At 64.6% G+C, this 25776-nt stretch carries 28 protein-coding genes; 19 read left to right on the plus strand and 9 right to left on the minus strand.

Going from position 1 to position 25776, the window contains the following annotated elements:
• Positions 1-131: 131 nt before the first annotated feature.
• From DCM80_RS24075 to DCM80_RS24090, 4 genes are read left to right on the plus strand one after another with little or no spacing between them, the layout of a single operon-like run.
• Positions 132-2021, plus strand: coding sequence for an ABC transporter permease (locus DCM80_RS24075; protein ID WP_257194027.1), 1890 nt, complete (start codon positions 132-134; stop codon positions 2019-2021).
• On the plus strand, positions 2018-2809 hold the full coding sequence (locus tag DCM80_RS24080; protein WP_257194028.1) for an ABC transporter ATP-binding protein: 792 nt from the start codon (positions 2018-2020) through the stop codon (positions 2807-2809). The genes DCM80_RS24075 and DCM80_RS24080 overlap by 4 nt, the downstream gene beginning before the upstream one ends.
• Complete coding sequence (locus DCM80_RS24085; protein WP_257194029.1) at positions 2806-3510, plus strand: ABC transporter ATP-binding protein; 705 nt, start codon at positions 2806-2808, stop codon at positions 3508-3510. The genes DCM80_RS24080 and DCM80_RS24085 overlap by 4 nt, the downstream gene beginning before the upstream one ends.
• A gap of 12 nt (positions 3511-3522) precedes the next feature.
• Positions 3523-3978 carry a MarR family winged helix-turn-helix transcriptional regulator gene (locus DCM80_RS24090; protein WP_257194030.1) on the plus strand — a complete coding sequence of 152 codons (456 nt, stop codon included), beginning with the start codon at positions 3523-3525 and terminating at the stop codon, positions 3976-3978.
• A gap of 173 nt (positions 3979-4151) precedes the next feature.
• On the opposite strand, the gene DCM80_RS24095 is transcribed toward DCM80_RS24090, so the two are convergent.
• Positions 4152-4841, minus strand: a complete 690-nt coding sequence (locus DCM80_RS24095) for a hypothetical protein (RefSeq protein ID WP_257201824.1) — start codon at positions 4839-4841, stop codon at positions 4152-4154.
• Between the two features lie 125 nt (positions 4842-4966).
• The gene (locus DCM80_RS24100) at positions 4967-6163 is read right to left on the minus strand and encodes an amidohydrolase family protein (RefSeq protein WP_028135707.1); all 1197 of its coding nucleotides are present in this window, start codon (positions 6161-6163) and stop codon (positions 4967-4969) included.
• 159 nt (positions 6164-6322) lie between these two features.
• Here DCM80_RS24100 and DCM80_RS24105 point away from each other — a divergent pair, with 159 nt between their 5' ends.
• The 6 genes from DCM80_RS24105 to DCM80_RS24130 all read left to right on the plus strand — a co-directional run bounded on the left by DCM80_RS24105 (position 6323) and on the right by DCM80_RS24130 (position 9679).
• Positions 6323-7096, plus strand: coding sequence for a ferredoxin--NADP reductase (locus tag DCM80_RS24105; protein ID WP_257194032.1), 774 nt, complete (start codon positions 6323-6325; stop codon positions 7094-7096).
• Between the two features lie 94 nt (positions 7097-7190).
• Positions 7191-7514, plus strand: a complete 324-nt coding sequence (locus tag DCM80_RS24110; protein ID WP_257194033.1) for a hypothetical protein — start codon at positions 7191-7193, stop codon at positions 7512-7514.
• Between the two features lie 90 nt (positions 7515-7604).
• Complete coding sequence (locus tag DCM80_RS24115; RefSeq protein ID WP_257194034.1) at positions 7605-8873, plus strand: cytochrome P450; 1269 nt, start codon at positions 7605-7607, stop codon at positions 8871-8873.
• 98 nt (positions 8874-8971) lie between these two features.
• Positions 8972-9157, plus strand: coding sequence for a hypothetical protein (locus DCM80_RS24120; RefSeq protein WP_257194035.1), 186 nt, complete (start codon positions 8972-8974; stop codon positions 9155-9157).
• Between the two features lie 14 nt (positions 9158-9171).
• Positions 9172-9372 (plus strand): hypothetical protein, encoded by a 201-nt coding sequence (locus DCM80_RS24125; RefSeq protein WP_257194036.1) that lies wholly within the window; start codon positions 9172-9174, stop codon positions 9370-9372.
• A gap of 64 nt (positions 9373-9436) precedes the next feature.
• A complete protein-coding gene (locus tag DCM80_RS24130; RefSeq protein WP_028135713.1) occupies positions 9437-9679 on the plus strand; it encodes a hypothetical protein in 243 nt (80 codons plus the stop codon).
• A gap of 34 nt (positions 9680-9713) precedes the next feature.
• Here the strand turns inward: DCM80_RS24130 and DCM80_RS24135 are convergent, their stop codons facing one another.
• On the minus strand, positions 9714-10964 hold the full coding sequence (locus DCM80_RS24135; RefSeq protein WP_257194037.1) for a DUF763 domain-containing protein: 1251 nt from the start codon (positions 10962-10964) through the stop codon (positions 9714-9716).
• 127 nt (positions 10965-11091) lie between these two features.
• Between DCM80_RS24135 and DCM80_RS24140 the strand changes: the two genes are divergently transcribed.
• Positions 11092-12231, plus strand: coding sequence for a mechanosensitive ion channel family protein (locus DCM80_RS24140; RefSeq protein ID WP_257198031.1), 1140 nt, complete (start codon positions 11092-11094; stop codon positions 12229-12231).
• Between the two features lie 13 nt (positions 12232-12244).
• Here the strand turns inward: DCM80_RS24140 and DCM80_RS24145 are convergent, their stop codons facing one another.
• Positions 12245-13168: a PepSY domain-containing protein gene (locus DCM80_RS24145; protein ID WP_257194038.1), complete on the minus strand. Its 924-nt coding sequence runs from the start codon at positions 13166-13168 to the stop codon at positions 12245-12247.
• A 198-nt stretch (positions 13169-13366) separates the two neighbouring features.
• A complete protein-coding gene (locus DCM80_RS24150; RefSeq protein WP_257194039.1) occupies positions 13367-14344 on the minus strand; it encodes a tripartite tricarboxylate transporter substrate binding protein in 978 nt (325 codons plus the stop codon).
• A gap of 115 nt (positions 14345-14459) precedes the next feature.
• On the opposite strand from DCM80_RS24150, the gene DCM80_RS24155 reads away from it, so the two are divergent.
• From DCM80_RS24155 to DCM80_RS24180, 6 genes are read left to right on the plus strand one after another with little or no spacing between them, the layout of a single operon-like run.
• Complete coding sequence (locus tag DCM80_RS24155; protein ID WP_257180903.1) at positions 14460-15167, plus strand: TetR/AcrR family transcriptional regulator; 708 nt, start codon at positions 14460-14462, stop codon at positions 15165-15167.
• Between the two features lie 31 nt (positions 15168-15198).
• The gene (locus tag DCM80_RS24160) at positions 15199-16083 is read left to right on the plus strand and encodes an amidohydrolase (RefSeq protein ID WP_257194040.1); all 885 of its coding nucleotides are present in this window, start codon (positions 15199-15201) and stop codon (positions 16081-16083) included.
• Between the two features lie 51 nt (positions 16084-16134).
• Positions 16135-16848, plus strand: a complete 714-nt coding sequence (locus tag DCM80_RS24165) for a PIG-L deacetylase family protein (protein ID WP_028135719.1) — start codon at positions 16135-16137, stop codon at positions 16846-16848.
• Complete coding sequence (locus DCM80_RS24170; RefSeq protein ID WP_257194041.1) at positions 16845-17528, plus strand: 4-carboxy-4-hydroxy-2-oxoadipate aldolase/oxaloacetate decarboxylase; 684 nt, start codon at positions 16845-16847, stop codon at positions 17526-17528. Before DCM80_RS24165 ends, DCM80_RS24170 begins: the two co-directional genes overlap by 4 nt.
• A gap of 24 nt (positions 17529-17552) precedes the next feature.
• Positions 17553-18422: a hypothetical protein gene (locus tag DCM80_RS24175; RefSeq protein WP_257194042.1), complete on the plus strand. Its 870-nt coding sequence runs from the start codon at positions 17553-17555 to the stop codon at positions 18420-18422.
• Entirely contained in the window at positions 18422-19336 is a 915-nt protein-coding gene (locus DCM80_RS24180; RefSeq protein ID WP_257194043.1) for an NAD(P)-dependent oxidoreductase, read from the plus strand. Before DCM80_RS24175 ends, DCM80_RS24180 begins: the two co-directional genes overlap by 1 nt.
• A 16-nt stretch (positions 19337-19352) precedes the next feature.
• On the opposite strand, the gene DCM80_RS24185 is transcribed toward DCM80_RS24180, so the two are convergent.
• Both DCM80_RS24185 and DCM80_RS24190 read right to left on the minus strand, forming a co-directional pair.
• Positions 19353-19673 (minus strand): hypothetical protein, encoded by a 321-nt coding sequence (locus tag DCM80_RS24185; RefSeq protein WP_257194044.1) that lies wholly within the window; start codon positions 19671-19673, stop codon positions 19353-19355.
• Between the two features lie 205 nt (positions 19674-19878).
• Entirely contained in the window at positions 19879-21120 is a 1242-nt protein-coding gene (locus tag DCM80_RS24190; RefSeq protein ID WP_257194045.1) for an amidohydrolase family protein, read from the minus strand.
• A 144-nt stretch (positions 21121-21264) separates the two neighbouring features.
• On the opposite strand from DCM80_RS24190, the gene DCM80_RS24195 reads away from it, so the two are divergent.
• Together DCM80_RS24195 and DCM80_RS24200 are read left to right on the plus strand one after the other, a co-directional pair.
• Positions 21265-21684, plus strand: coding sequence for a nuclear transport factor 2 family protein (locus tag DCM80_RS24195; protein WP_257194046.1), 420 nt, complete (start codon positions 21265-21267; stop codon positions 21682-21684).
• Positions 21685-21816: 132 nt separating this feature from the next.
• Positions 21817-22725, plus strand: coding sequence for an amino acid ABC transporter substrate-binding protein (locus tag DCM80_RS24200; RefSeq protein ID WP_028135726.1), 909 nt, complete (start codon positions 21817-21819; stop codon positions 22723-22725).
• Between the two features lie 21 nt (positions 22726-22746).
• On the opposite strand, the gene DCM80_RS24205 is transcribed toward DCM80_RS24200, so the two are convergent.
• Complete coding sequence (locus tag DCM80_RS24205) at positions 22747-23958, minus strand: acyl-CoA dehydrogenase family protein (RefSeq protein ID WP_257194047.1); 1212 nt, start codon at positions 23956-23958, stop codon at positions 22747-22749.
• 31 nt (positions 23959-23989) lie between these two features.
• Positions 23990-25615, minus strand: coding sequence for a long-chain fatty acid--CoA ligase (locus DCM80_RS24210; RefSeq protein ID WP_257194048.1), 1626 nt, complete (start codon positions 25613-25615; stop codon positions 23990-23992).
• Positions 25616-25776 lie beyond the last annotated feature (161 nt).

The raw sequence follows: 25776 nt of genomic DNA on the forward strand, positions 1-25776 counted from the left end.
AGGGTGGGTTAGCCGAAGGCGTAACCCACCACCTTCTGCGGCACACGAGATGGTGGGTTACGCCGGGCGCCAGCGCTCCGCGCTGTCGCTGGGCTAACCCACCCTACGACATCACTCAACCCGGACCGCCGATGGCCTTTTATGTCGTACAGTTTCTGACCGGTCTCGCCAGCGCGGCGTCGCTGTTCCTGGTGGCCTCGGGCCTGTCGATCATCTTCGGCGTGACGCGGATCGTGAATTTCGCGCATGGCGCCTTCTACATGATCGGCGCCTACATCGCCTTCACGCTGACCGAGCGCCTGTCCGGCGCGTTCGGCTTCTGGGGCAGCATCGTGCTGGCGGCGCTTGCGGTGGCAGTCATCGGCGTCATCGTCGAGATGGTGCTGCTGCGCCGCATCTATCATGCGCCGGAATTGTTTCAGTTGCTCGCAACGTTCGGCCTGACCTTGATGGTCGAGGATCTCGTGGTGCTGGTCTGGGGGCCGGACGATCTCGTCGGCCGCCGCGCGCCGGGCTTTAGGGGCGCCATCGATTTCTTCGGCCAGAACATCCCCAGCTACGATCTGTTCCTGATCGTGCTCGGGCCGGTCGTGCTCGGTATCCTCTGGCTGCTGTTTCAGCGCACGCGGTGGGGCGTCCTGGTGCGCGCCGCGACGCAGGACCGCGACATGGTCGCAGCCCTCGGCGTCAATCAGAAATGGCTGTTCACATCGGTGTTCGCGGTCGGCGTCTTCCTCGCAGCCCTCGGCGGCGCCCTCCAGATCCCGCGCGATGCCGTGCATCACGCCATGGATCTGCGCATCATCGTCGAGGTCTTCGTGGTCGTCGTGATCGGCGGCCTCGGCAGCATCATCGGCGCCTTCGTCGCGGCGGTGCTGGTCTCCGAGCTCAATGCCTTCGGTATCCTGATCTTTCCGAAGATCTCGATCATCCTGGTTTTTCTGGTGATGGCGGTGGTGCTGATCGTGCGGCCCTGGGGCCTTTTCGGCAAGCCGGAGGCGCCCGCGCGCAAGACGCCGGGGCTCACCGTCAATCCGTGGCGGCCGTTGACGTCCAACGAGCGGCTGGCCGCGCTTGCGGCGTTGGTCATCGCGGCGACGCTGCCGCTGTTCGCCGGCAATTATCTGCTGACCGTCGGGTCGGAGATCGCGATCTTCGTGATCTTCGCCGTCTCCCTGCATTTCCTGATGTCGGTCGGCGGGCTCGCGTCGTTCGGCCATGCCGCCTATTTCGGGCTCGGCGCCTACGGCGTCGCATTCCTTGCCAAGATGGCGGGGCTGCCGATGCTCGTCTGCCTTTTGCTCGGGCCGCTGCTCGGCTGCATGGGCGCCGCCGTGTTCGGCTTCTTTGCCGTGCAGCTCTCCGGTGTCTATTTCGCGATGCTGACGCTGGCCTTTGCGCAGATCGTCTGGTCGATCGCGTTCCAATGGGTCAGCGTGACCGGGGGCGACAACGGCATCTTGGGCGTCTGGCCGGAAAAGTGGGCGGCGAGCCCGTCGCACTTCTATTGGCTGGCGCTCGGCGTTGCGGCGCTGGTCACCGTCGCACTGCGGGCCATGGTGTTCTCGCCCTTCGGCTACGCGCTTCGCGCCACGCGTGACTCGCTGCTGCGCAGCGAAGCAATCGGCATCGACGCCAAGCGCATCCAGTGGACGGCGTTCGTGATCGCAGGCACGACTGCCGGCATCGGCGGCGCGCTGTTCGCCTACCTCAAGGGCAGCGTCTTCCCCGACAATCTCGGCATCTCGCTGTCGGTCGACGCGCTGGTCATGGTGCTGCTCGGCGGCGTCGAGACGGTGTCGGGCGCGGTGATCGGCGCCATCATCTACAAGGCGCTCAACATCTGGCTGGTCAGCCAGACCGATCTGTCGAAGCTCGTGCTCGGCGGCTTCATCATGCTGATCGTCGTCGTCTTTCCCAAGGGCATCGTCGGCATGCTGGAAACGTTGGCGCAGCGCCGCAGGAAAGCGCCGCCGCCGGCCTCACCTCTGCTTGCCAAGCCGATCGAGTCTGCCGAATGAGCGTTGCACCTCCACTTCTCGCGGTCGAAGGCCTGACCAAATCCTATGGCGGCATCCATGCCGTGCGCGGCGTCTCGTTCTCACTGCGCGCCGGCGAGATCCTGGCGCTGATCGGGCCGAACGGTGCGGGAAAGAGCACGTGCTTCGACATGCTCAACGGCCAGAACATGCCTGATAGCGGGCACGTCCGCCTGCTCGGCGAAGAGATCACCGGCCGAAAGCCGCGCGATGTCTGGCGGCTCGGCGTCGGGCGCACCTTCCAGATCACCGCGACCTTCGCCACCATGACCGTGCGCGAGAACGTGCAAGTCGCGCTGATCTCGCACGGGAGGCAGCTGTTCAATCTGTTCGGTTCGGCACCCAAGTTCGACCGCGATGAGGCCGGCCGGCTGCTCGAACTGGTCGGCATGGGCGGTTATGCGGATCGGCCCTGCGGCGAGCTCGCCTATGGCGATCTCAAGCGGCTCGAGCTTGCGGTGGCGCTCGCCAACCAGCCCAAGCTCTTATTGATGGACGAGCCGACCGCCGGCATGGCGCCGCGCGAGCGCGTCGACCTGATGCGGCTGACGGCGCAGATCGCGCGTGAGAAATCGATCGGCGTGCTCTTTACCGAGCACGACATGGACGTGGTGTTCGAGCATGCCGACCGCATCATCGTGCTCAACCGCGGCGCGCTGATCGCCGAGGGCTCGCCGGCCGAGGTGCGCGGCAATCCGCAGGTGCAGGCGGTCTATCTCGGCGAGGGCCTGGTCTACGATCCCCGCCACCGCGAGGGAGCATCCGCATGAAGCTCACGGTGCAGGACCTCAACAGCCATTACGGCCCGGCCCATATCCTGTTCGACATCGGCTTCGAGGTCGGCGAGGGCGAGGTCGTCGCGCTGCTCGGGCGCAACGGCGCCGGCAAGTCGACCACGTTCCGCTCGATCGTCGGCCTCGTCGCGCAGCGCTCCGGCCGCATCATGTTCGAGGGCAAGGATGTCTCGGCGAAGCCGACCCACGAGATCGTACGCGGAGGGCTCGGCTACGTGCCGGAGGAGCGGCGAATCTTCACTGACCTGACCGTCGAGGAAAACCTCGAGGTCGGCAAGCAGCCGAAACGTGCGAACGCGCCGCACTGGACGCGCGAAAAGCTGTTCGCGCTGTTTCCCAATCTGGGTGAGATGAAGAACCGACCGGGCGGCCGCATGAGCGGCGGCGAGCAGCAGATGCTCACGATCGCACGCACGCTGATGGGCAATCCCTCGCTGGTGCTGCTCGACGAGCCCTCGGAAGGCCTGTCGCCGAAGATCGTGGAGCAGATGGTCGATGCCATCCTGACCATGAAGAAGGAAGGCGTCAGCATCGTCGTCTCCGAGCAGAACCTGCATTTCGCGCGGCTGATCTCGGATCGCGCCTACATCATCGAGCGCGGGCGCATCTGCTTCGGCGGCACCATGGCCGAGCTCGACGCGCGTCCTGATATCCGCGACGCGCATCTGTCGTTGTAAAGGCGGAAACGGATGGCGAGAAGCGTCACGGCGAAGAAGAACGTCAAACCGGCAAAACCGCCTTACGTGCTCGACGAGCAGGTCGGCTTCATCCTGCGCCAGGTCTGGCAGCGCCACAGCTCGATCTTCGCCCGCGATATCGGCACCAATCTGACGCCGACGCAATGGGCGGCGTTGTCCAAGCTCGCCGAGACCGGTCCGTGCTCGCAGAACCAGCTCGGCCGCCTGACCGCGATGGATGTCGCCACCATCAAGGGCGTGATCGACCGCCTCACGGCGCGCGGCCTGACCGAGACCAGCCAGGATCCCGAGGATGGAAGGCGCCTGCTGGTGAGCCTGACGCGAGCCGGCCAGCAGCTTGCGGAGAAGTTGGCGCCCAATGCGCTGGCGGTCACGCGCGAGACGTTGGCCCCGCTCGATGCCAAGGAGCGCGAGACGTTGATGGCGCTGCTGAACAAGCTGCGGTAGCGACGTGCCGTAGTGCGTAGGGTGGGCAAAGCGTAGCGTGCCCACCATCTTTCTCAATCAGCAAGAGATCATGGGCACGGCGCTTTGCGCCCTTTGCCTACCCTACGGCAGTTGGACAAGGAGCGCAGATCTGTTCGCGTTGTGAAACTTCTAAAGAGAGCCGTTCTCGAGGTTTAAGTCTTGCCCGGCCATTTGGCGCGGTAGCGGATTTCGCTGCCATCGCTGAGCCGCCGCCACGTGCCGAACTCCGGCGTATGCGGGGCACGGGCCGTCAAGTCGATCGGATAAATTCGGGTCGGCTGGCCCTGGATGCTCACAGCGAGTTGACGGTGGGAGGTTCGAAAGGCGAGTTCGACCTCGCCTGCGATGACAGGCTGGTCGCCGTCGCGATAGAAGGCGGTCGGGTTCACTTCACCCGGCATGGTGTTGAGGTCGGTTTGCAATTCGATGCTGATGCCCTGTGCTGACGTCGGCATTGCTACTCCCGCCGGAAAACGGACCTCGAACACGAGCAGCGCATTGGCCGCGTTCGGATTGAGCCACGGCGTCGCGGTCGCATAGGCGTAAGCGAGGTAAGTGGCGGCGGCTGCGACGCAGAAGAGTGCGACGATACCAAGGGACTTCAGACTGGTGCGGGCGACGCTTCCGTTGCTTGCGTCCGTCTCTGGGCGCGTCACCAGCCAGCTTGCCAGCACCGCGCCGGCGATTGCGCCGATGGGAGAGTAGACGAACAGTCCCAGCAGGCCCGATGTGATCGGGTCCGCCCGGTTGCCGAAATCGAAGAAGGACAACAGCACAAAAGTGGCGATATAGCCCGCCACCGCGCCGGCAACGCCGACGGCTATTCGCGATGAGCTTTTCATGTCCCCCTCGATGGTCCAGCAATGAACTGCCGCCGCCGAGGGCTGCCTGCGTTAGACGCAGCAGGCCGCAAACTTGTTCAAACCCTTCGAGGGACGATGCGGAGCGGTCGGCCGCTCCGCCTGGGTCACTTCGCCACCACCTCCGGAACCTTGCCGGCCGGCGGCGTATTGCGGCTGCGCTGGGTGCGCACGATGCCGTCGATGATGGTCATGCCGATGCCGGGGAGGTCGCCGAGCTGGACGCTCTCCAGGATATTCTTGCCGGGCGAGTGCTGCGCCTTGTCCATGATGACGAAGTCGGCGGAGCGGCCGACCTCGATCAGGCCGCAATCGAGCTGCCGCATCCGCGCGGTGTTGCCGGTGGCGAGGCAGAACGCGATCTCGGCCGGCAGATCGCCGAGCGAGGACAGCATCGAAACCATGCGCAGGATGCCGAGCGGTTGCACGCCGGAGCCGGCGGGCGCATCGGTGCCGAGGATGACGCGGTGCAGGTCGCCCATCTCCCGCGCGGTGCGCAGCGTGAACAGGGCCGAGCGTTCATTGCCGTTGTGCACGAGCTCGAGCCCGCGCTTGCAGCCCTCGCAGATGCAGCGGATCTGGTCGTCGGGCAGCGCGGTGTGCCCGCCGTTGATGTGGCCGACCACGTCGGTGTCGGCCTCCAGCACCACGTCCTTGTCGATCAGGCCGGAGCCGGGGATCGAGGGGCCGCCGGTGTGGATCGTGCTCTGGATGCCGTATTTGCGCGCCCAGCCCACCATCTTGCGTGCGGTCGGGCCGTCCTTGACGCCGCCGAGGCCGACCTCGCCGAGCAGCTTGACGCCGTTGGCGGCCATCTCCTTGAAATCTTCCTCGACCATCTCGCATTCGATCACCGGCGCGCCGGCGTGAACCTTCACGCCGCCGGGACGCAAGGTCCAGAACGCGCGCTGGGCGAACACCGCCATGGCCTTGAGGCCGACCACGTCGCGGGGACGGCCGGGCATGTGCACCTCGCCGGCGGAGATCATGGTGGTGACGCCGCCATGGAGGTAGCTGTCGATCCAGTTGATCTGGTTCTGGCGCGGCGTCCAGTCGCCGGCGACGGGGTGAACGTGACTGTCGATCAGGCCCGGCGCCACCGTGGTGCCCTGGGCGTCGACGATGGTGGTCGCACCCTCGATATCGACGTCCTTGAAGCGGCCGATGGCGGTGATCTTGCCGTTCTCGGCGACGATGGTGTCGCCGTCCAGGATCGGCTTTTCCAGGGCGCCGGACAGGATCAGGCCGATATTCCGGATCACGAGCTTGGAGGGTCCGGCGGCCTGGGGTGCGTCATGCGCCATGGAAAGGGCTCCTTATTCCTAACTGCAACGCTTGCGATCTTGAGCAGCCTTGACCGCGGGATCAAGCCGGATTATTCATTAGTATACGAATGATCGTGTACAAACGACGCATAGCTGGCCCGCCTCGAAGACCGCAATTGACGCGACAGGGAAGGTGAGATGAGCAATTTCAATCAGGAAAGCGTTTTGAGCGTCCACCACTGGACCGACACGCTGTTCTCTTTCAAGACCACCCGCAGCCCGACCTTCCGCTTCCGCAACGGCGAATTCACCATGATTGGGCTCAAGGTCGGCGAGAAGCCGCTGCTGCGGGCCTACAGCGTCGCCAGCGCCAATTACGAGGACACGCTGGAGTTCTTCTCGATCAAGGTGCCGGACGGCCCGCTCACGTCGCGGTTGCAGCACCTGAAGGAAGGCGACGAGATCATCGTCAGCCGCAAGGCCACCGGCACGCTCGTGATCGACAATCTGGAGGAGGGGCGCAACCTCTACCTCATCGGCACCGGCACGGGCCTTGCGCCGTTCCTGAGCGTGATCAAGGATCCCGAGACCTATGAGCGGTTCCAGAAGGTGGTGCTGCTGCATGGCTGCCGGCACGTCAAGGAGCTCGCCTATGGCGAGATGATCACCCAGACGCTGCCGCAGGACGAGCTGATCGGCGAATATATCCGCGGGCAGCTGATCCACTATCCGACCGTGACCCGCGATCCGTTCCGCAATCGCGGCCGCATCACCGATCTGATCATTTCGGGCAAGCTGTTTAGCGATATTGGCCTGCCGGTGCTGGAAGCCGCCCACGACCGCGTCATGATCTGTGGCAGCCCCGCGCTGGTGGCGGACACCCGCGTGCTCCTGGGCGAGCGCGGCTTCGTCGAGGGCAATCACGGCGAGCCGGCCCAGTTCGTGGTCGAAAAGGCCTTCGCCGAGCGCTAAGTCCGCAAAAGACCGTATTTTCGCCCTCGGGCGGGCGTTGCGGCGCCGATTCGGCGCTTGATACACTGTGGGAGCGAATCAGCGGAGTTCCCACATGGTTGCGGACAGCGACAGCAACATCGCCTGGCACCGGGTTCAGTTGAGGAAGAATCGCGCCGAGTTGAAGGCGCTCGAGACCGCGCGCTTCACGATGGGGGAGATCGCATCGTCGAAGCGGAACGGCCAGACCCAGAAAGCGGTGGCGGACATCAAGCGCAAGATCGCGCAGTCCGAACGCGTCATCGCCGATCACGACAAGCGCACGCGCCGTCCGCTCGCAACCGACCTGCAGAGCCTCAGCAATGGCAGTTGGAGCCATTGGGACGCCTATACGCAGCAGCAGCGCAAGACGGGGCAGCGTTCGCCGGAGCGCGGATAGGCGCGTCTCGTTCCGAGGGAAAGCCGGCACTTGCGCCGGCCGGGCCACGCACCATCTGGGTGAGACGCCAGCAATCAGTCCGGTGATCCCATGAGTGTGCGCCTCGATTTCACCAGCGAGGCCTTCTTTCGCGATCCGCCCGAGGCCATTGCGACGTTGCGCATGTCCGGGCCGGTGGTTGCGACACGATTCCCTCTCATCGGCGACGTCTGGATCACCACAACCCATGACGCCACTGCGCAGATCCTGAAGGACGGCGCGACCTTCACGTTGCGAAAGGAAGATGGCGACGTCGCCGGTCTGCGCTGGTGGATGCCGCGCTACGTCAGGACCATCGCCAACAACATGCTGACGATGGACGAGCCGGATCACACCCGGCTGCGCAGCATCGTGGACGAGGCCTTTCGCCGCCGCGCGATCGTCGCGATGGAACCCCGTATCCGCGCCATCGCCGACGGTCTCGCCGACGAGCTGTTCTCGGCGGGAAGTCCGGCCGATTTGGTCCAGCGCTACGCGCGCATCCTGCCGCTGGCGGTGATCTCGGAGTTGCTCGGGTTGCCGTTGGCCGATCGTCCCCGCTTCATCGCCTGGGCCAATACGATGTCCTCGCTGACCAACGTCGTCAGCTTCTTCCGCCTGCTGTGGGCGTTTCGCAAGATGCGCACCTATCTTGAACAGCAATTGCAGATCGCGCGCGAACGGGGCGGCCAAGGCCTGATTGCCGAGCTGGTCCAGGTCGAGCGCGAGGGCGGCCAGATCACGCCGGACGAAATGGTCTCGATGGTCTTTCTGCTGCTCGCGGCGGGGTCGGAGACCACCACGCATCTCATCAGTGGCTCCGCTTTCGAGCTGCTCAGAAGTCCGAACCTGCGCGATTGGCTGGAGCAGGACTGGAGCCGGGTCGGGCTCGCTGTCGAGGAGTTCCTGCGCTTCGTCTCTCCCGTCCAGTTCTCCAAGCCGCGCTACGTGCGGCGGGATGTCGTAGTCGAAGGCGTACGTCTGAGCAAGGGCGACCGGGTCATGGTGATGCTCGCCGCCGCGAACATGGATCCGGCGATGCATGATCGCCCTGGAAGCCTCGACCTCGAACGCAAGCCGAACCGCCATCTCTCGTTCGGAACGGGAATCCATTTCTGCCTCGGCCATCAGCTCGCGCGCATCGAGGCGGCCTGTGCGCTGGAAGCGCTGTTCGTGCGCTGGCCGAAACTTGGCCTGGCGGTCGATCCCGCCGAGGTCCACTGGCGCAAGCGACCGGGCTTGCGTGCGATCGCGACGCTTCCGGTGACAGACAGGGGTGGAACACCGGCGACTGCGCGCAGTGAAGCGAGCCTCGATCGTTCCCTCACCGCGGCTGGCTGACGCGAGTCTCCCTTTGGGCAATCTTTGTCGCACATCGTCCAGGAACGCTGCGCCGCTCGTCCTGTTGTCCCCTCGCACGTTCGAACGGGAGACAAGTCATGACCAGCAAGATGCCACCTGTTCCGCCGGAAAATCAGAGCCGCAAGGGAACCGGCGATAGCAAGCAGATGTCCGCTGATCAGATGCCGCATGGCCAGCAGCGTGCGGAAAATCCGGACCAGCAGGGACAGCAGGGCAACATTAAGCAGAACACGACCAATCAGGGCTATCAGCAGGATCGTTGAGGAGGACGACATCCATGTCGACATCCACCAAGACCCCGAACAGCATCCGCCAGGGCGGACCCGGCGCCTCACACGAGAACGCGAAGGCGCCGCTGGAGGTGAAGAAGCCGCCCGCCGACAATTCGCAACGCAATCATAGCCGTGTCTCGGGCGGCGGAGGCGAGCACGACTCCCATCACGCGCACGACGAGGCGGGCAAGGGTGGAGGCAGGTAAAGACCGAATCCGATGCGACACCCGCAACGGAAGACGAAGCGGTTCACTGCAAGAGGAGAAACCGATGCCAGGTGGGCACGGCAGCAAGACGCATTTCAGATCCGGCATGCACGGCAAGGGCGACGGCACCGGCGGCATGACCGAAATCCCCAAGGAGATGATCGGCGACAACATGGTCCTGTCGAACCGCGACAAGAAGCAGCATTCGGACATCCGCGGCATGGACGGCAAGACCATCCAGACCGAACAATATCAGGATCACGCCGCCAACCGGCTCGACGAGAAGCCGGAGACCGACGAGACCTGACAGCGTTCCTCCCGACCAACTAGCGGACCGGCGTTCAGCCGGTCCGCTTTTTTGTGGGCGCGAGGTCGCGTTCCCAGCCGAACACGGAGCGGCCGTCGAGATCGGGCGAGGCGGCGCGCTCATTGGCGATGTAGGCCTCCACCGAAGGCCCGCGCGCAGTCCGCTCCAGCCGCCGGGCCTGATCGTCGAGCCGTTTCATTGCCTGCATCTCTTCCTCACGTCCGAGCTTGGCACCCTGGATCGCGCCCTTCAGCACGCGGATGGTCTCGTCATAGACCTTGATCGGCACGGGATAGGGATGCCGGTCCTTGCCGCCATGGGCGAGCGAGAAACGCGCCGGGTCCGCAAAGCGATAGGGCGCGCCGTGCACGACCTCAGCGACCATCGCCAGCGAGCGCACGGTGCGGGCGCCGACGCCGGGCGTCAGCAGCAATTCGGGAAAGTCGACCGGGCCGCGCTCGGCCGCGGCGGCCAGCGTGCCGTGCAGGCGGCGCGCGAATACGTCCTTCGGTCTGACGTCGTGATGTGCGGGCATGAACAGATGCGGCAGCATGGCCTGGGCCGGCTCGGACGCAGTTCCGACAAGCCGCTCGAATTCGGAGACGATGCGATCGGGACCGAGGTCATCCAGGAGATCGAGCTGCGCGGTGCGCGAGACGTCGGCGCGATGGTCGGTGAGATTGACGATCTCGCCCTGTTGCGGCCCGTCGATCGCGCTATGCGGCGCATCGACGAAGCTCTTCAGCGCCTCGGAATGCCAATGATAGCGGCGGGCCTGGCGCTTGTCGCCGTTCATGCCCTGCTGCACCACCGTCCATTTGCCGTCGGCGGTGACGAAGAAGCCATGGAGATAGAGGTCGAAGCCGTCCTGCACGGCCGCGCTGTCGACCTTCGCCACCAGGCGGCTGGCGCGGGTCAGCTTTGCGCCGTCGAATCCGACGCGCTCGCCGAGTTGCATCAACTCGTCCGGAGTCCTGCGCGAATGCTGGCCCCGGCCGCCACAGACATAAATCCCGAGCTCGTCCTGGAGCGGTCCCAGCCCGCGCTTCAACGCGCCGATCACGGACGTCGTGATGCCGGAGGAATGCCAGTCCATTCCCATCACGGCGCCGAACGACTGGAACCAGAACGGATGGGACAGCCGCTGCAGAAATGCATCGCGGCCGTAATGATGCACGATCGCCTGCGTCACGATCGACCCGAGCGTGGCCATGCGGCTCGCCAGCCAGGGGGGAACCCGTCCGGTGTGCAGGGGAAGATCGGCGCTGCCGCTACGTCGAGTCATGAGCGCTCCTAACTAGCCCAGTTCGGCGACACTTGCACCTATGGGATGCTGCGTTGCACAGGGCGGGGGAGCGAAGCCGGCCGAGAGGCGTTGAGCCGGCTATCGCAGAGCAGATTGGGGAATGGCGATGCATTGGCAGGCCATGTTGGCCGACATCGACGGGATGTTCGGTTGGATACCGTCATGGTTCATCGGTCTCAGCCTCGTTGCGGCAGCAATCCTCCTTGCACTGTCGTTCTACCGGATCGCCAAATGGCTGCTCAACCGGGCCTTTGGCACCCGCCTGCCGCTGCTGAGCGTATTCATCGAGCGGACGTCCGGCCCGGCCCAGCTGGCGCTGTGCCTGGCGTCCGTCGCCCTGGTCCTGCCGCTCGCGCCGCTCGACGACACGATCCGCACGCCGATGATGCGCCTGTTCGTCGTCGCCGTCATCGCACTGATCGGCTGGATCTCGATCAGGATCGTCGACATGAGCGCGGCGCGCTACCTGCAGAATTTCCGCGATGTCACCGAAAATTTCGTCGCACGCAAGCACGTCACGCAAGTCCGCGTGTTCAAGCGCGTCACCGACACCATCATCGTCATCATCACGGTGTCGACCGCGCTGATGACGTTCGATTCGGTCCGGCAATACGGCGTCAGCCTGTTCGCCTCGGCAGGTGCTGCCGGTATCATCGTCGGCCTTGCGGCGCGCCCGCTGCTGAGCAACCTGATCGCGGGCTTGCAGATCGCGATCACCCAGCCGATCCGCATCGAGGACGCGGTGATCATCGAGAACGAGTGGGGCTGGGTCGAGGATATCGCCGCGACCTATGTTGTGATCCGGCTGTGGGACTGGCGCCGGATGGTGGTGCCGCTGTCCTATTTCATCGAGAAGCCGTTCCAGAACTGGACCCGCGACACCGCATCCCTGATCGGTGTGATCGCGCTCCATGTCGATTATCGCGCCGACGTTCCGCGCATTCGGCGCTGGCTGGAGGAGGCGGTGAAGCAGTCCAAGCTGTGGGACGGGGCCGTCGTCAATCTTCAGGTGATCGACGCGGATGCGCGCACGATCGAGCTGCGCGCGCTGGTCAGCGCACGGAACGCACCGCAATCCTGGGATCTGCGCTGCGAGATGCGAGAGAAGTTGATCGCCTTCATCCGTGACGAGATGCCGGAAGCGCTGCCGCGCGATCGCGCGATCCTGATCCCCTCGGCTGACAACGATGGCGATCTCCTCCAGCGCGGCGCACCGGAGAAGGTACGGGCGGGCGCGCGCAATTGACCCTCCCGCGCGATCAGCCGGCGCCGACCATTGCCGCGTCGGCCGGCCCCTCCGCACGCGGTCGCCGCTTGCGCAACGTTCGCCGCGCCCAGATCAGCAGGCCGGTCGAGAGCAGGATCAGCAGCGCGATCGACGTCACGACATTGAGCGGCGCGGCGATCAGGGCCGACCAGTTTCCTTCGTGGATCAGGCGCGGCCAGTTGCGTGGCAGGGGGGCGACCCCGGACGACGTGACGGCATAGGCGCGCAACTCGCCGCCGTCATAAAGTCTTGCCATCATGCGGCCGCCGCGCGTGCCGATCGAGATCAGATGCGACAGCTCGTGCGAGGCCGCGACCATGCGGACCGCGTCCGTCAGGGCCAGAGGGCGGCCGGCTGCGGCCGGAGCAGCTCCACCCTGGAACGTCAGGCCGAACGCCAGGCACAGGCCGGTCAGGGGACTGAGCAGGATCAGCGGCAGCGTGAACCAGGCGGTTGCCTTGTGCCATCCCGACAGCGTGTTGCGAAGCCGCGGCAATCCCATGACGATGCCGAGCAGCATGACGACCACCATGGCCAGCGTGGATGCCGTCACCAGCCAGGCCTGTCCCATGAGACGTTCATGCGTGACCCGTGCCCAGAGGAAGAGATTCGACAGTGTCGCACCCGCCGACGCGGCTTCGCCGGTTGCAAGATCGATCGGCGGCACGTCGGTGCCCCGGAGCGTCATGCTGTGGCTGCCCGCGTCGATGGAGAGCCCGCGCGCCTTGCCGTCGGGATCGTATCGCTTCACCAGCTCGATGACACGGCCGGCCTCGATCGCGGCCCCGCTCATGCCACTCGTTTGCACGAGGGGCTCGATCGACAGGATCAGGCCGGTGACGATGATCGCGAGCAAGGGAAGGGCGAAGACCAAAGTGATCCAGCGATGCAGCCTCAACAATGCGGGTTTGCTCATTCGTCGTCCTCGGTGCCTTCCAGACAGTGCTCGCGCAGAGCCGTGAAAAACACAAATGACGCTTTGTCCATGTTGTTGCGTTGACCTGGAGCAACCGGAATTAAAGTGCGCGGAAGGTATCGAGTCCCGCGCGCCACGTGTCGCCGCACTCTCTGCGCCGGCACGCGCGCAAAAAGCGGATCAAAGGACGTGCGCGCTTCACTGCGCGCGAATGTTGGCAGCCTTCAGCACTGGCTCCCATTTGGTCGCCTCGGCGTGCATGTAGGCGTCGAACTCCTTGGACGTCGAGCCGACTGGAGTTGCGCCGATCTTCCCCAGCGTCGATTGCACATTCGCATCCTGCAGCGCCGCCTTGAGGTCGGTTTCGAGCTTGGCCACGATTTCTGGCGGCATTTTCGCCGGGCCGAGGACGCCCCACCAGACCGAGACGTCGTAGCCGGGCACGCCGGACTCCGCGACCGTCGGCACGTTCGGCAACGCCTTCGAGCGTTCGGCCGAGGTCACCGCCAGCGCGCGCACCGGGCCACCCTCGAGTTGGCCGATCGCTTCGGCGAGCGGATTGATGCTGAGCGGGATCTCGCCTGATATCACCGCGGTCAACGCCGGTGCGCCACCCTTATAGGGAATGGAGACGATCTTGGTGCCGGACATGTACTTCAACAGCTCGCCGGCCAGATGCGCGGACGTCCCGTTGCCTGACATGCCGTAGGAGAGCTTGTCCGGCTCCTTCTTCGCAGCCGCCAGGAGATCGCCGAGAGTCTTGTAGGGACTGTCCTTGGCCACCACGATCGCGAGCGGCGAGGAGGCGACCTCCGTGATCGCGGTAAAATCCTTGAACGTGTCGTAGGGCACGCTCGGATAGATGAACTGGTTGAGCGGATGGCCGCTCGCGACGAGGATCAGCGTGTACCCGTCGGGTGCGGCCTGCGTCAGCGCTTGCGAGGCAACGATGCCGCCAGCGCCGGGACGATTGTCAACCACCGGCTGCTGGCCCCAGCTTTTCGCCAGCGCCTGTCCCAGTGTACGCGCGAGCACGTCGACCGCACCGCCCGCGGCGTAGGGGACCAGAATATGCACCGGCTTGCTTGGATAATTGTCGGCGGCTTGCGCGCCGCCCGCCAGCAGCAGACCGGCACCCAGCATCAAACCGCCGATCCTCTTGTTCAAACCCAGCATTTTTTCAGCACTCCTTGTAGGCATTCGCGTCCGAGCGGCGATCTCCATGCCGTCCCGTACGCCGATACGGTTCTTGTTGACGAGACCTGATCTTTTGTACGATAGTACAAATCACATGGTCCGCAAGCCCACCAGTAAGGAAACGGCGCGCAAGCCGAATATGCGCGAGGCAATCCTCGCCGCGGCCGAGGAGCTGTTCGCCACCAACGGCTTCAATGCCGTCTCGGTGCGCGACATCGCGCACGCGGCCGGGGCCAATCCCGGCAGCGTGACCTATCATTTCAAGACCAAGGACGGTCTGCTGCTGGAGATTTATCGCCGCCATTGCGGGCCGATGAACCTGCGCCGCTCGGAGCTGCTCGCTGCCGCCCGGCGCGTGCGCGATCTCCAGGACCGGCTGGAAGCGATCGTGCGCGCCTATGTGGTGCCGGCATTCACCTCGGGCAGCGATCTCGCCGGCGGCGGGGCGCGCTTTACGCGGTTGCGCGCCGTGATGTCGGCCGAAGGCAACGAGGTCGCGCGAAAGATCATCGCGCAGACGTTTGACGACACCAGCCACGCCTTCATCGATGCGGTCCACGAAAGCCTGCCGCACATTCCGCGCACCGAGATCGTTTGGCGCAGCCATTTCCTGCTCGGTGCGCTCTATTATTCACTGGTGACGCCGGACCGCGTTTCGCGCCTGTCGCGCGGCGAGGCCGACGGCGGCGATGCCGCTACTGCCATCGAGCAATTGGTGCAGGCGACGGTTGCCTCGTTCCAGGCGCCGCCGCTCGATCATGCCGCGCCGGCGCGGCGCCGGCCGGTCGTCAGCAAGACTTGAAACAGCGGTCTCGCTTCGGCGGGCTCACCTGATGACGATGATGTACACGCCGACCATTCCGCCGCCCGATCCGAACACGCGCACGCCGAAGTTCAAGCTGCCGAAGCTGTCTTGCGACGCGCATTGCCACATCTTCGGGCCCGGCGCGAAGTATCCTTATGCGCCGGATCGGTCCTACACGCCGCCGGACGCGTCGCTGGAGGATTTTCGCGTGCTGCATGCCAAGCTCGGCGTCGAGCGCGCGGTCATCGTCAATGCCAGCGTGCACGGCACCGACAATACGGTCGCGCTCGATGCGATCGCTGAGAGCAACGGCGCCTATCGTGCGGTCGCCAATATCGACGACACCATCACCGAGCGCGGGCTTCGCGTGCTGCACGAGGGCGGGTTTCGCGGCTGCCGCTTCAATTTCGTCCGCCACCTCGGCGGCGTGCCCGATAAGGGCGTGTTCGACAGCGTTATTGCCATGGTCGCGCCGCTCGGCTGGCACATCGACCTGCATTTCGACGCGATCGATCTGCCGGATTATGCCGATATGCTGGCAAGGCTGCCGCTGAGTTACACGATCGACCATATGGGGAGGGTGAAGGCCGCCGAGGGGCTCGATCAGCTTCCGTTCAGGATCCTGATCGAGCTGATGCAGCGCGACGAGAAATGCTGGGTCAAGATCTGCGGCTCCGAGCGGGTGTCCTCGGCCGGTCCGCCGTTCACAGATGCGGTGCCGTTTGCACGAAAGATCGTCGAGACCGCGCCCGACCGCGTCATCTGGGGCACCGACTGGCCGCATCCCAACGTCAAGGCGATGCCGAACGACGGAGACCTCGTCGATCTGATCCCGCTGTTCGCGCCGGAGCCGGAGTTTCAGCAGAAGATCCTCGTCGACAATCCCGCGCGCCTGTTCGGGTTCGACCGATGATCGCGCGTCGATCAATTTGATGGCTACAAACGAAAGAAGGGAGTTCGTCCCATGAAGACAGGTCTCGTGGTCACCGCCCATCCCGGCGATTTCGTCTGGCGCGCCGGCGGCGCTATCGCGCTGCATGCGAAGAAGGGCTATCGCATGAAGATCGTCTGCTTGTCCTTTGGCGAGCGCGGCGAGAGCCAGTTCGCCTGGAAGGAGAAAGGCGCGACGCTGGAATCGGTCAAGGCGGGGCGCAAGGACGAGGCGGAGCGCGCGGCGAAGCTGCTGGGTGCCGAGATCGAGTTCTTCGACTGCGGCGACTATCCGCTGAAGCTCACCGAGGCGCATTTCGACCGCATGGTCGACATCTACCGCGAGCTCAACCCGAGCTTCGTGCTGACGCATGCGCTGGAGGATCCGTACAATTTCGATCATCCCAACGCGGCGCATTTCGCACAGGAGACCCGTGTGGTCGCGCAGGCGATGGGCCACAAGCCCGGCGCGCAGTACAAATATGCCGCGCCGCCGGTGTTCCTGTTCGAGCCGCACCAGCCGGAGCAGTGCAACTACAAGCCCGACCTGCTGCTGAGGATCGACGAGGTCTGGAAGGAGAAATACGAAGCGTTCCAGATCCTGGCCGCGCAGAAGCATCTGTGGGGCTATTACGAGCGCGTCGCACTCAACCGTGGCATCCAGGGCAGCCGCAACACCGGGGTGCCCATGACCTATGGCGAAGCCTATCAGCGCCTGTTCCCGACGGTTGCAGAGGAGCTGGCATGAAGCCGGTCGTCGTTCGCAACATCAAGCGAGCCGACCCTGCCGGCATGGCCGAGTATGGCGTCTCGACCGTGCATGAGGCCTACGGCCGCCTCGGCCTGATGAAGCCTTACTTGCGGCCCGTCTGGCCGGGCGCGGCGATTGCCGGTCCCGCGGTCACCGTGCTGGCGCAGCCCGGCGACAATTGGATGATCCATGTCGCCGTCGAGCAGTGCAAGAAGGGCGACATCCTCGTCGTCGGCTGCACCACGGACAATACCGACGGCATGTTCGGTGAGTTGCTGGCGACCTCGCTGCAGGCGCGCGGCGTGCAAGGGCTGATCATCGATGCCGGCTGCCGCGACGTCAAAGCGCTACACGAGATGGAATTTCCGGTCTGGTCGCACGCGGTCTCGGCCAAGGGCACTGTCAAGGCGACGCTCGGCTCGGTCAACGTTCCCGTGGTCTGTGCCGGCGTCAACGTCGATCCCGGCGACGTCGTCGTCGCTGACGACGACGGCGTCGTGGTGGTGCCGAAGCGCTATGCCTCGGAGGTCGCCGACAAGGCGAGAAAGCGCAACTCGGACGAGGGCGGCAAGCGTAAGCGGCTTGCCTCCGGCGAGCTTGGCCTTGACATGTACAACATGCGCGAGGCACTGGCGAAGGCCGGGCTCGTCTACGTCGACAATCCCGAGGACGTCTAGGGCGAACACAAGCGGAGCAGGCGGATGGATCGTCTCAAGCTGAAGGCCGTGCTCGGCAACCACCGCCATGTGCAGGCGGTCAAGAGCGGCGAGCTCCGCTCCGACCAGTTCGATCTCGACTTCATCGAGTACACACCGACCAACACGGCGTTCAAGCCGATGGTGCGCGAGCAGGCCTTCGACGTCTGCGAGATGGCGATCGTTACCTATCTGATGGCGAAGGCGCACGGCAAGCCGCTGGTGCTGCTGCCGGCGACCATGCTCGGCCGCTTCCAGCATTCCTACGCGCTCTACGATCCCGCACGTGGATCGCTCGGGCCGTCCGATCTCGAAGGCAAGCGCGTCGGCATCCGCTCGTTCACCACGACGACAGGCGCCTGGATCAGGGGCATCCTCGCCAACGATTACGGCGTCAATCTCGACAGGATCCGCTGGATCACCTTCGAGGATCCGCACGTCGCCGAGTATGTCGACACCACCGAGCGCGCGTCCAAGGACAAGAAGATCCTGCCAATGCTGCTCGACGGCGAGCTCGATGCCGTGCTTGGTGAAACCTCCGACGATCCCAGGCTCAAGTCTCTATTTCCTGATCCTGCCGCCGAGGCCGCCAGATGGTACGCCCGGCGCGGCGTCGTGCCGGTCAATCATCTCGTGGTGGTGACTGAGAAACTGGCGAAATCGCGCCCTGACGTGGTCGCGGGCCTCTATGATCTGCTCAAGCGGAACAAGGAACAGATGGGGCCTGCGGCGGAACCCGATCTCGTGCCGTTCGGGATCGAGGCCAACAGGAGGCCGCTCGAGCTGATCGTCGATTACGCCTTCCAGCAGTCGCTGATCTCGCGCCGCTATGCGGTCGAGGAGCTGTTCGACGAGAGGACACGAGGATTGAACTGATGGCGGATCCGAAGCGCTGGCAGATCGGGCTGATTGGTTATGGCGAGGTCGGGCGGATCCTGGCCGAGGATTTGCGCCGGCAGGATATCAGGGTGTCAACCTACGACATCAAGCTCGGAAGCGAGCAGGGCGCCTCGCTGCAGCAGCATGCGGCAAAATTCGGTGTGGCGCTCGCGGCTTCGCATGCCGAGTTGGCTGAGAAATCCGACTTCATCATCTCCGCCGTCACTGCCAGCCAGGCCGTGCCGGTGGCGAACGCTTGTGCCGTCGCGCTCAACCCGGGCACCTGGTTCCTCGATTTCAATTCGGCCTCTCCCGGCGCCAAGCAGCGCGCGGCGGCCCTGATCGACGGTGGAGGCGGCCGCTACGTCGAGGGCGCGGTGATGACCTCGGTGCCGCCCTATCGCATCAAGGTGCCGCTGCTGCTCGGCGGCCCCGGCGCGAGGGAGATCGAGCCGCTTCTGAATGCGATCGGCTTTGCGGCGAAGGTCGCGAGCGACGAGCTCGGCGTGTCCTCGGCGGTGAAGATGTGCCGCAGCATCATCATCAAGGGCCTCGAGGCCATGGTCATCGAGAGCTTCACCACCGCGCGCGCCTATGGGGTCGAAGACGCGGTGCTGGCCTCGCTTGCGGAGACGTTTCCCGGAATCGACTGGGAGAAGCAGGGCGCCTATTGCTTCCAGCGCGTGATCGAGCACGGCCGCCGGCGTGCCGAAGAGGTGCGGGAGGTCGCCGAGACAGTGCGCGAGGCGGGGCTGACACCATGGTCCGCGCAGGGCACTGCCGAACGGCAGGCGTGGGTGGCCGATCTCGCCGACGAAGGGATGTTCGGCGCCAGGGGCACCAAGGAGTTCGCCCGCAGCGCCGATTGGCGGACCGAGGCAGACCGGATCTTGGCGAAGATCAAGCGCTGAGGCCGAGCGCCTGCGTTCAGCTCAACGCCCTGCGGCCGTCGCGATAGTTCGAGATTTCGTCACGAGCGTGCTCGATCGCATCGACCAGGCTCTTGGCCTTGCGGACAACCTGTTCCTTGGCGGGCGCGGTGCGGAACTCCGAGACGATCATCCGGATGCACTTGTCGGCGGTCTCGAGCGTCCAGAGCGCGCGGGTCATGTCGTCCTGCGTGTGGATCGTGGAGATATCGAGGCTCGACAGGACCTCGCCGATTCCGTTCAGTCGCTTGACGGCGGTTTCCGCAGGTGTGTTGGCCCGAATGGAGCGATAATCGAGGCTACTGAATGCGTTGAACATGGACAGACTTCCCCACTGAACCCGGATGGTTCAGAGCGCCTCCTTAGTATGATCCGGATGACCTCTTGTTCAATGCGCACAGCTACGGTCCGGGATTCTACCGGATTCGGATTTGGGGTGAGATCGGCCGTGAAACCAGCGCGAACGGCCGATATCCCGCTCCGTGTCCCGACGATTCTACCATTGGTGTTCGACTGAAAAGGGTTCAAGTTCCGGGCCGGAACAAGGTGGGGCGCTGCCGCTCAAAGGTCTGCCGGCCGCGCTTGAAGCCCATCACGACATCAGGCAGCTCGGCAATGGCGAAGCGGCTATCTTTCGTATCGAGCACGATGAGATCGGCGGGATTTCCGACCTTGATGCCGTAATCGGCAAGGTTCATCAGCCGGGCCGGCTGTTCGGTCACGAGATCGAGGCAGGTGTCGAAATCGTTCACCGATGCGTGCGCGACATTGGCGTAAATGTTCGCCATCCGCAGCAGCGAGGCGTCGCCGAACGGTGTGAAGGGATTGAGCACGTTGTTGGTCGCGACCGAGCACACGACGCCATCGCCCGCGAGCTTGTGGGCGAGCGTGAGCCCGCGCGGCGCGTTGTGGGTGGACTCGCGGCCCATCAGATAGAGATCTGTCGCGGGCAGCACGGTGACGGCGACGCCGGCTCTTGCCAGCTGCGCGGTGGCAGCCTTCATCCGATCCGGCGGCAGGGCCGAGAGTTTTGTCGCATGGCCGATCGCGACCCGTCCGTGATAGTTGCGCCGCTCGGTCTGCCGGCAGACTTCGTCGAGATGCCACCAGGAGGGATCGAGATCGAAATCCAGGTGAAGGTCGACGTCGACGTCGAACTCCTGCGCGAGATCGAAGATGCGCTCGAGATGAGCGCCCGGATCGGTGTCGGTATAGGGACAGCCGCCGATCACGTCGCCGCCGTCGCGCAAGGACTGGATCAGCAGGTCCTCAGCTCCGGGATCGTTGGTCAGGCCTTCCTGCGGGAACACGCAGAGCGACAGGTCGATGGCCCAGGCGTAATCGCGCTTCAGCGCTTTCACCGCTTCGAAGCTCCGCAGGCCGATCCGTGGATCGATCTCCCCATGCGTGCGCATCCGCGTCGTGCCGTGCACGATCGCGCGCTCCAGCACCTTGGCGCCGCGGGCGTAGACATCCTCGACGGTGAAGTCGCGTTTCATCGCGGACACCGCCCGGATGGCGTCGCCGAGACTGGCGTGATCGTGCCCGCAGCGGTCGAGCAGGCAGGCCTTGTCGAGGTGGATGTGGGTATCGACGAAGCCGGGCAAAGCCAGATGCCCTCCGAGATCGACGTCGACCGCTTCGCAGGCGAGCTGTGGCTCAATCGCGGCGATCCGGCCGCCCTTCACGCCGATATCGACGGGTGCGGCCGACGATCGCAACAGCGCGTTACGGAAGATCAGGTCGAAGGCGGGCTGGGTGATCATGGCTCTTGCGGGCCGAATTTAGGGCAAGCGGCCGGGATCGGCGGCTCCAGATTGTCGGCAGTGTAGCGAGGCAAATGTCCAAAATATATGCATGGATCTTGTGCGAGTGGCGGTACTATTCCGCAAATTCCGGGAGACCCAGCCATGTCCGTCGCTGTCAAAACCGAAGCCGCTCCATTGTCCGACGCCGCAATCGTGGAGGCCTATCTCACGGCATCGATGATCCCGGATCCGGATGCTGCGGCAGCCTATATGGCGCCGGGCACGGTGATCACCTTCACCGGCGGAAACACGTTCGATCATCCGCGCGGCCCGACCGCCTTCAACGCCAAGCGCTACCGCTGGGTCAAGAAGAAGATGGACCGGTTCGACGTCTGCCCCGGCGACGGCGAAACGGTGGTTTACAGCGTCGGCACGCTCTACGGCGAGTGGAAGGACGGGACCCCTTTCGAGGGCAACCGTTACGTCGATCGCTTCGTGGTGCGCGACGGCAAGATCATCAAGATGGATGTCTGGAACGACAGCGCCGAGCGCATCCTGATCCGGCACGGCATCGACGCATAAGAGCCGTCTCGCGTATTGAAAGCCGGGATAGCTGATAGGCGCAAGCGCGTCTGGCGGCCGGTGCGCGCCTGCGCTATCAACGCGCTCGATTGCGCCCGGCAAGGAGGCGCGAGACCCCTTGAGGAGCAGCCGATGCGTCTACCTACCGTTATTCTGGCCCTGACATGTCTTGCGAGTGCCGCCTCGGCCGAGGACCTCACGGGCACGCTCCAGAAGATCAAGGAGACCAAGAAGATTACGCTGGGCTATCAGGAGGCCTCGGTCCCGTTCAGCTATCTGGACGGCAACCAGAAGCCGGTCGGCTTTGCCATGGACATCTGCCTCAGGATCGTCGATGCCGTGAAGAAGCAGCTGGGCATGCCCGACATCGCCGTCGACACGCTCGCCGTGACCTCGTCGAACCGGATCCCGTTGATGGTCAACGGCACGCTCGATCTGCACTGCTCGGCGACCACGAACAACGCCGATCGCCAGAAGCAGGTCGCCTTCACCAACACGCATTTCCTCAGCGCGACGCGGTTCGCCGCCAAGAAGGCCGCGAAGATCAACACCATCGACGATCTCAAGGGCAAGGCGGTCACGGCTGTCGCCGGCTCGGTCAACCTGACGCAGCTCGCCAAGGTCAACACCGAACGCAATCTCGGCCTCAACGTGATGCCGGCGAAGGACCAGGCGGAGGCTTTCCTGTTGCTGGAAACCGACCGCGCCCAGGCCTATGCGCTCGATGACGTGCAGCTGGCGGTTGCGATCGCGCGCTCCAAGGAGCCGCAAGCCTACATGATCAGCGAGGAGGCGTTCTCGAAGCCGGAGCCTTACGGCATCATGCTGCGGCGGGAGGATGCGCCTTTCAAGGCGCTGGCCGATCGGGCAACAGCGGAGCTCTACGCAAGCCCGGAGATCGAGGTGCTCTACAAGAAATGGCTGCAATCGCCGACGCCGCCGAACGGCCTCAATTACAACGTCCCGATGTCGTCCGCCTTGCGCAACGCTTTCAAGAAGCCGAGCTCCAGCGCCGATCCGGATGTCTATGTGGTCAACTGAGGCGAGGGAAGAGCGCCGTTCCTACGCGTTCGAATATTTCCTCAGCTCCAGCCGCGCGATCTGGTTGCGATGGACCTCATCCGGTCCATCGGCCAGACGCAGCAAGCGTGCGGTCGCATAGGCGTGCGTCAAGCCGAAATCGTTCGAGGTGCCGCCGCCGCCATGGGCCTGGATCGCCCAGTCTATGATCTGGCAGGCCATGTTGGGCACGGCGACCTTGATCATCGCGATCTCGGCCTTCGCCACCTTGTTGCCGACCGTGTCCATGGCTGAGGCGGCGTTGAGCGTCAGCAGCCGGGCCTGCTCGATCATGATGCGAGCTTCCGCGATGCGCTCCTGCGTCACCGTCTGCTCCGAGACCGGCTTGCCGAAGGCGACGCGGCTGCGTACGCGGCGGCACATCTTCTCCAGCGTGCGCTCGGAAAGGCCAATCAGCCGCATGCAATGGTGGATGCGGCCGGGACCGAGGCGGCCCTGCGCGATCTCGAAGCCGCGGCCCTCGCCGAGCAGCATGTTCTCCCGCGGCACCCGCACATTGGTGAAGACGACCTCGGAGGCCCGATCGGGCACGCCGTAGAAGCCGAACACCGGAAGCGGGCGCTTCACCTCAATGCCTGATGTCTCCATCGGCACCAGAATCATGGACTGCTGCTTGTGGCGGTCGGGATTGTCAGGGTCGGTCTTGCCCATGAAGATGCAGATCTTGCAGCGGGGATCCGTTGCGTTGGTCGTGTACCATTTGCGCCCGTTGATGACGTAGTGGTCGCCGTCGCGCACGATCGAGCTTTCGATGTTGGTCGCGTCCGATGATGCGACCGCAGGCTCGGTCATGGCGAAGCAGGAGCGGATCTCGCCCGCGAGCAACGGCTTCAGCCAGCGCTCCTTGTCCTTCTCGCTGCCATAGCGCTCCAGCACCTCCATGTTGCCGGTGTCGGGCGCCGAGCAGTTGAACACCTCGGGCGCAAGATGCGAGCGGCCCATCACCTCGCAGAGCGGGGCATAGTCGAGATTGGAAAGACCCGCGCCATGGCTGGATTCCGGCAGAAACAGATTCCAGAGGCCCTCCGCGCGCGCCAGCGGTTTCAGTTCCTCGACGACCGGATAGACCTTCCACGGCCCGAGCTCTTCAGCCTCGCGATAGAAGCGCTCCTCGTTCGGATAGATGTGCCGGTCCATGAAGCTCTCGAGCTTGCGCTTGAGCTCGACGACCTTTGGCGACATCGGGTAGAGCATCTCTGGTCTCCTTGATCGAAGGGCGGGCGCCTCAGGCGACCCGGTACTCTTTGAATCTGTCGCGCAGGGCCGACTTCAGCACCTTGCCGGTCCCCGTCATCGGAAACTCGTCGAGGAATTCGACGGCGTCCGGCATCCACCAGCTTGCGATCTTCGGACGCATATGGTCGAGCAGAGACTTGCCGTCGACGCTCGCGCCTTTCTTGCGGACGACGAGGAGCAGGGGGCGCTCCTGCCATTTCTCATGGTGGATCGCGACCACCGCGGCTTGCAGCACGTCGGGATGCGACAGTGCGACGTCCTCGAGCTGGATCGAGGAGATCCATTCGCCGCCGGATTTGATCACGTCCTTGGAGCGGTCGGTCAGCGTGACGTGGCCTTGAGGGTCGATCACCGCCATGTCGCCGGTGATCAGCCAGCCGTCGCGGTCGAGGCCTTCGTCCAGCTTCATGTAGCCGGAGGCGACCCAGGGGCCGCGGGCGCGCAGATGTCCGACGGTCTTGCCGTCGCGCGGCAGCTCGTTTCCGGCGTCATCGACGATGCGAAGAGAGGTGCCGAAGCAGGCACGGCCGGACACCTGGCGGCGGTCGAATTTCTCCTTCTCGCTGAGGTGCTCCGAGCCCGGCCGCAGGCCCGGCATCGAGCAGCCCAGGGCCTCGGTCATGCCCCAGGCCTGGATGTAGTCGATGCCGTAGTCGCGCTTCAGCTTCTCGACCATCGCGCGCGGCGGGGCGGAGCCAGACGACAACGTTGCGCGCAGGGTCGAGAACCCGTTGCCGGTACGCCCGAGCCAGTCGAGCAGGATCAGCCAGAAGCTCGGCACGCCGGCCGACAGCGTCACCTTCTCGCCTTCGAGCAGTTCATAGAGCTTGTCGGGCTCGTAGTTGCGGCCGGGCAGCACCAGCTTGGAGCCGGTATAAGGCGCGGTGAACGGCATGTTCCAGCCGTTGCCGTGGAACAGCGGCGCCATCGGCATCATCACCTCGCGCACGCCCTCGACATGTCCCGACAGGAAGTCGAAATTGCAGCAGGTCATGGTCTGCAGGATCGCGGCGCGGTGCGAATAGATCACGCCCTTGGGATTGCCCGTCGTGCCCGAGGTATAGCAGATCGTCGAGGCTGACTTCTCGTCGAACTCTGGCCAGGCAAAGCCGGCCTCGTTCTCGCGCGCCAGGAGCTCCTCGTAGCAATGCACGTTCTCTAGCTTCGTCTCCGGCATCCGCTCGCGCGAGGACATCACGACGTAAGCCTCGACCGTCTCGAGCTGCGGCGCGATCGCTTCGACCAGTGGCAGCGTGGCGCGGTCGACGAACAGCAGGCGGTCTTCGGCGTGGTTGATGATGTAGACGAGCTGCTCGGGAAACAGCCTGGGATTGACGGTGTGCAGCACGTAGCCCATGCCCGGCGCGGCGTAGAACATCTCGAAATGCCGATGGGTGTTCCAGGCCAGCGTGCCGACGCGATCGCCTTGCTTCATGCCGAGCCGCTTCAACGCAAGCGCCATGCGCTTGATGCGTGGATGCGCATCCGCATAGGTGTAGCGATGAATGTCGCCCTCGATCTCGCGTGCGACGATCTCGGCTTCGCCGTGATAGTCGGCGGCGTACTGGATCAGGCCGCTGATCAGAAGCGGCATGTCCATCATCAATCCCTGCATGGTCTCCTCCGGAAGCCACGTCGTTGCGCGGCGTACGCTTGTGATTTGCGCGCGAGGTTAGCGGAACGTCTCGCGACGTTCACGCAAAAAGCATTGGACGCGATTGCATGCGTCACTTTTTCGGGGCTAACGTGAGGCGAGCTGCCGGCGAAGCAGCGCTC

Source organism: Bradyrhizobium sp. WBOS08, assembly GCF_024585125.1.
Classification (GTDB): Bacteria; Pseudomonadota; Alphaproteobacteria; order Rhizobiales; family Xanthobacteraceae; genus Bradyrhizobium; species Bradyrhizobium japonicum_B.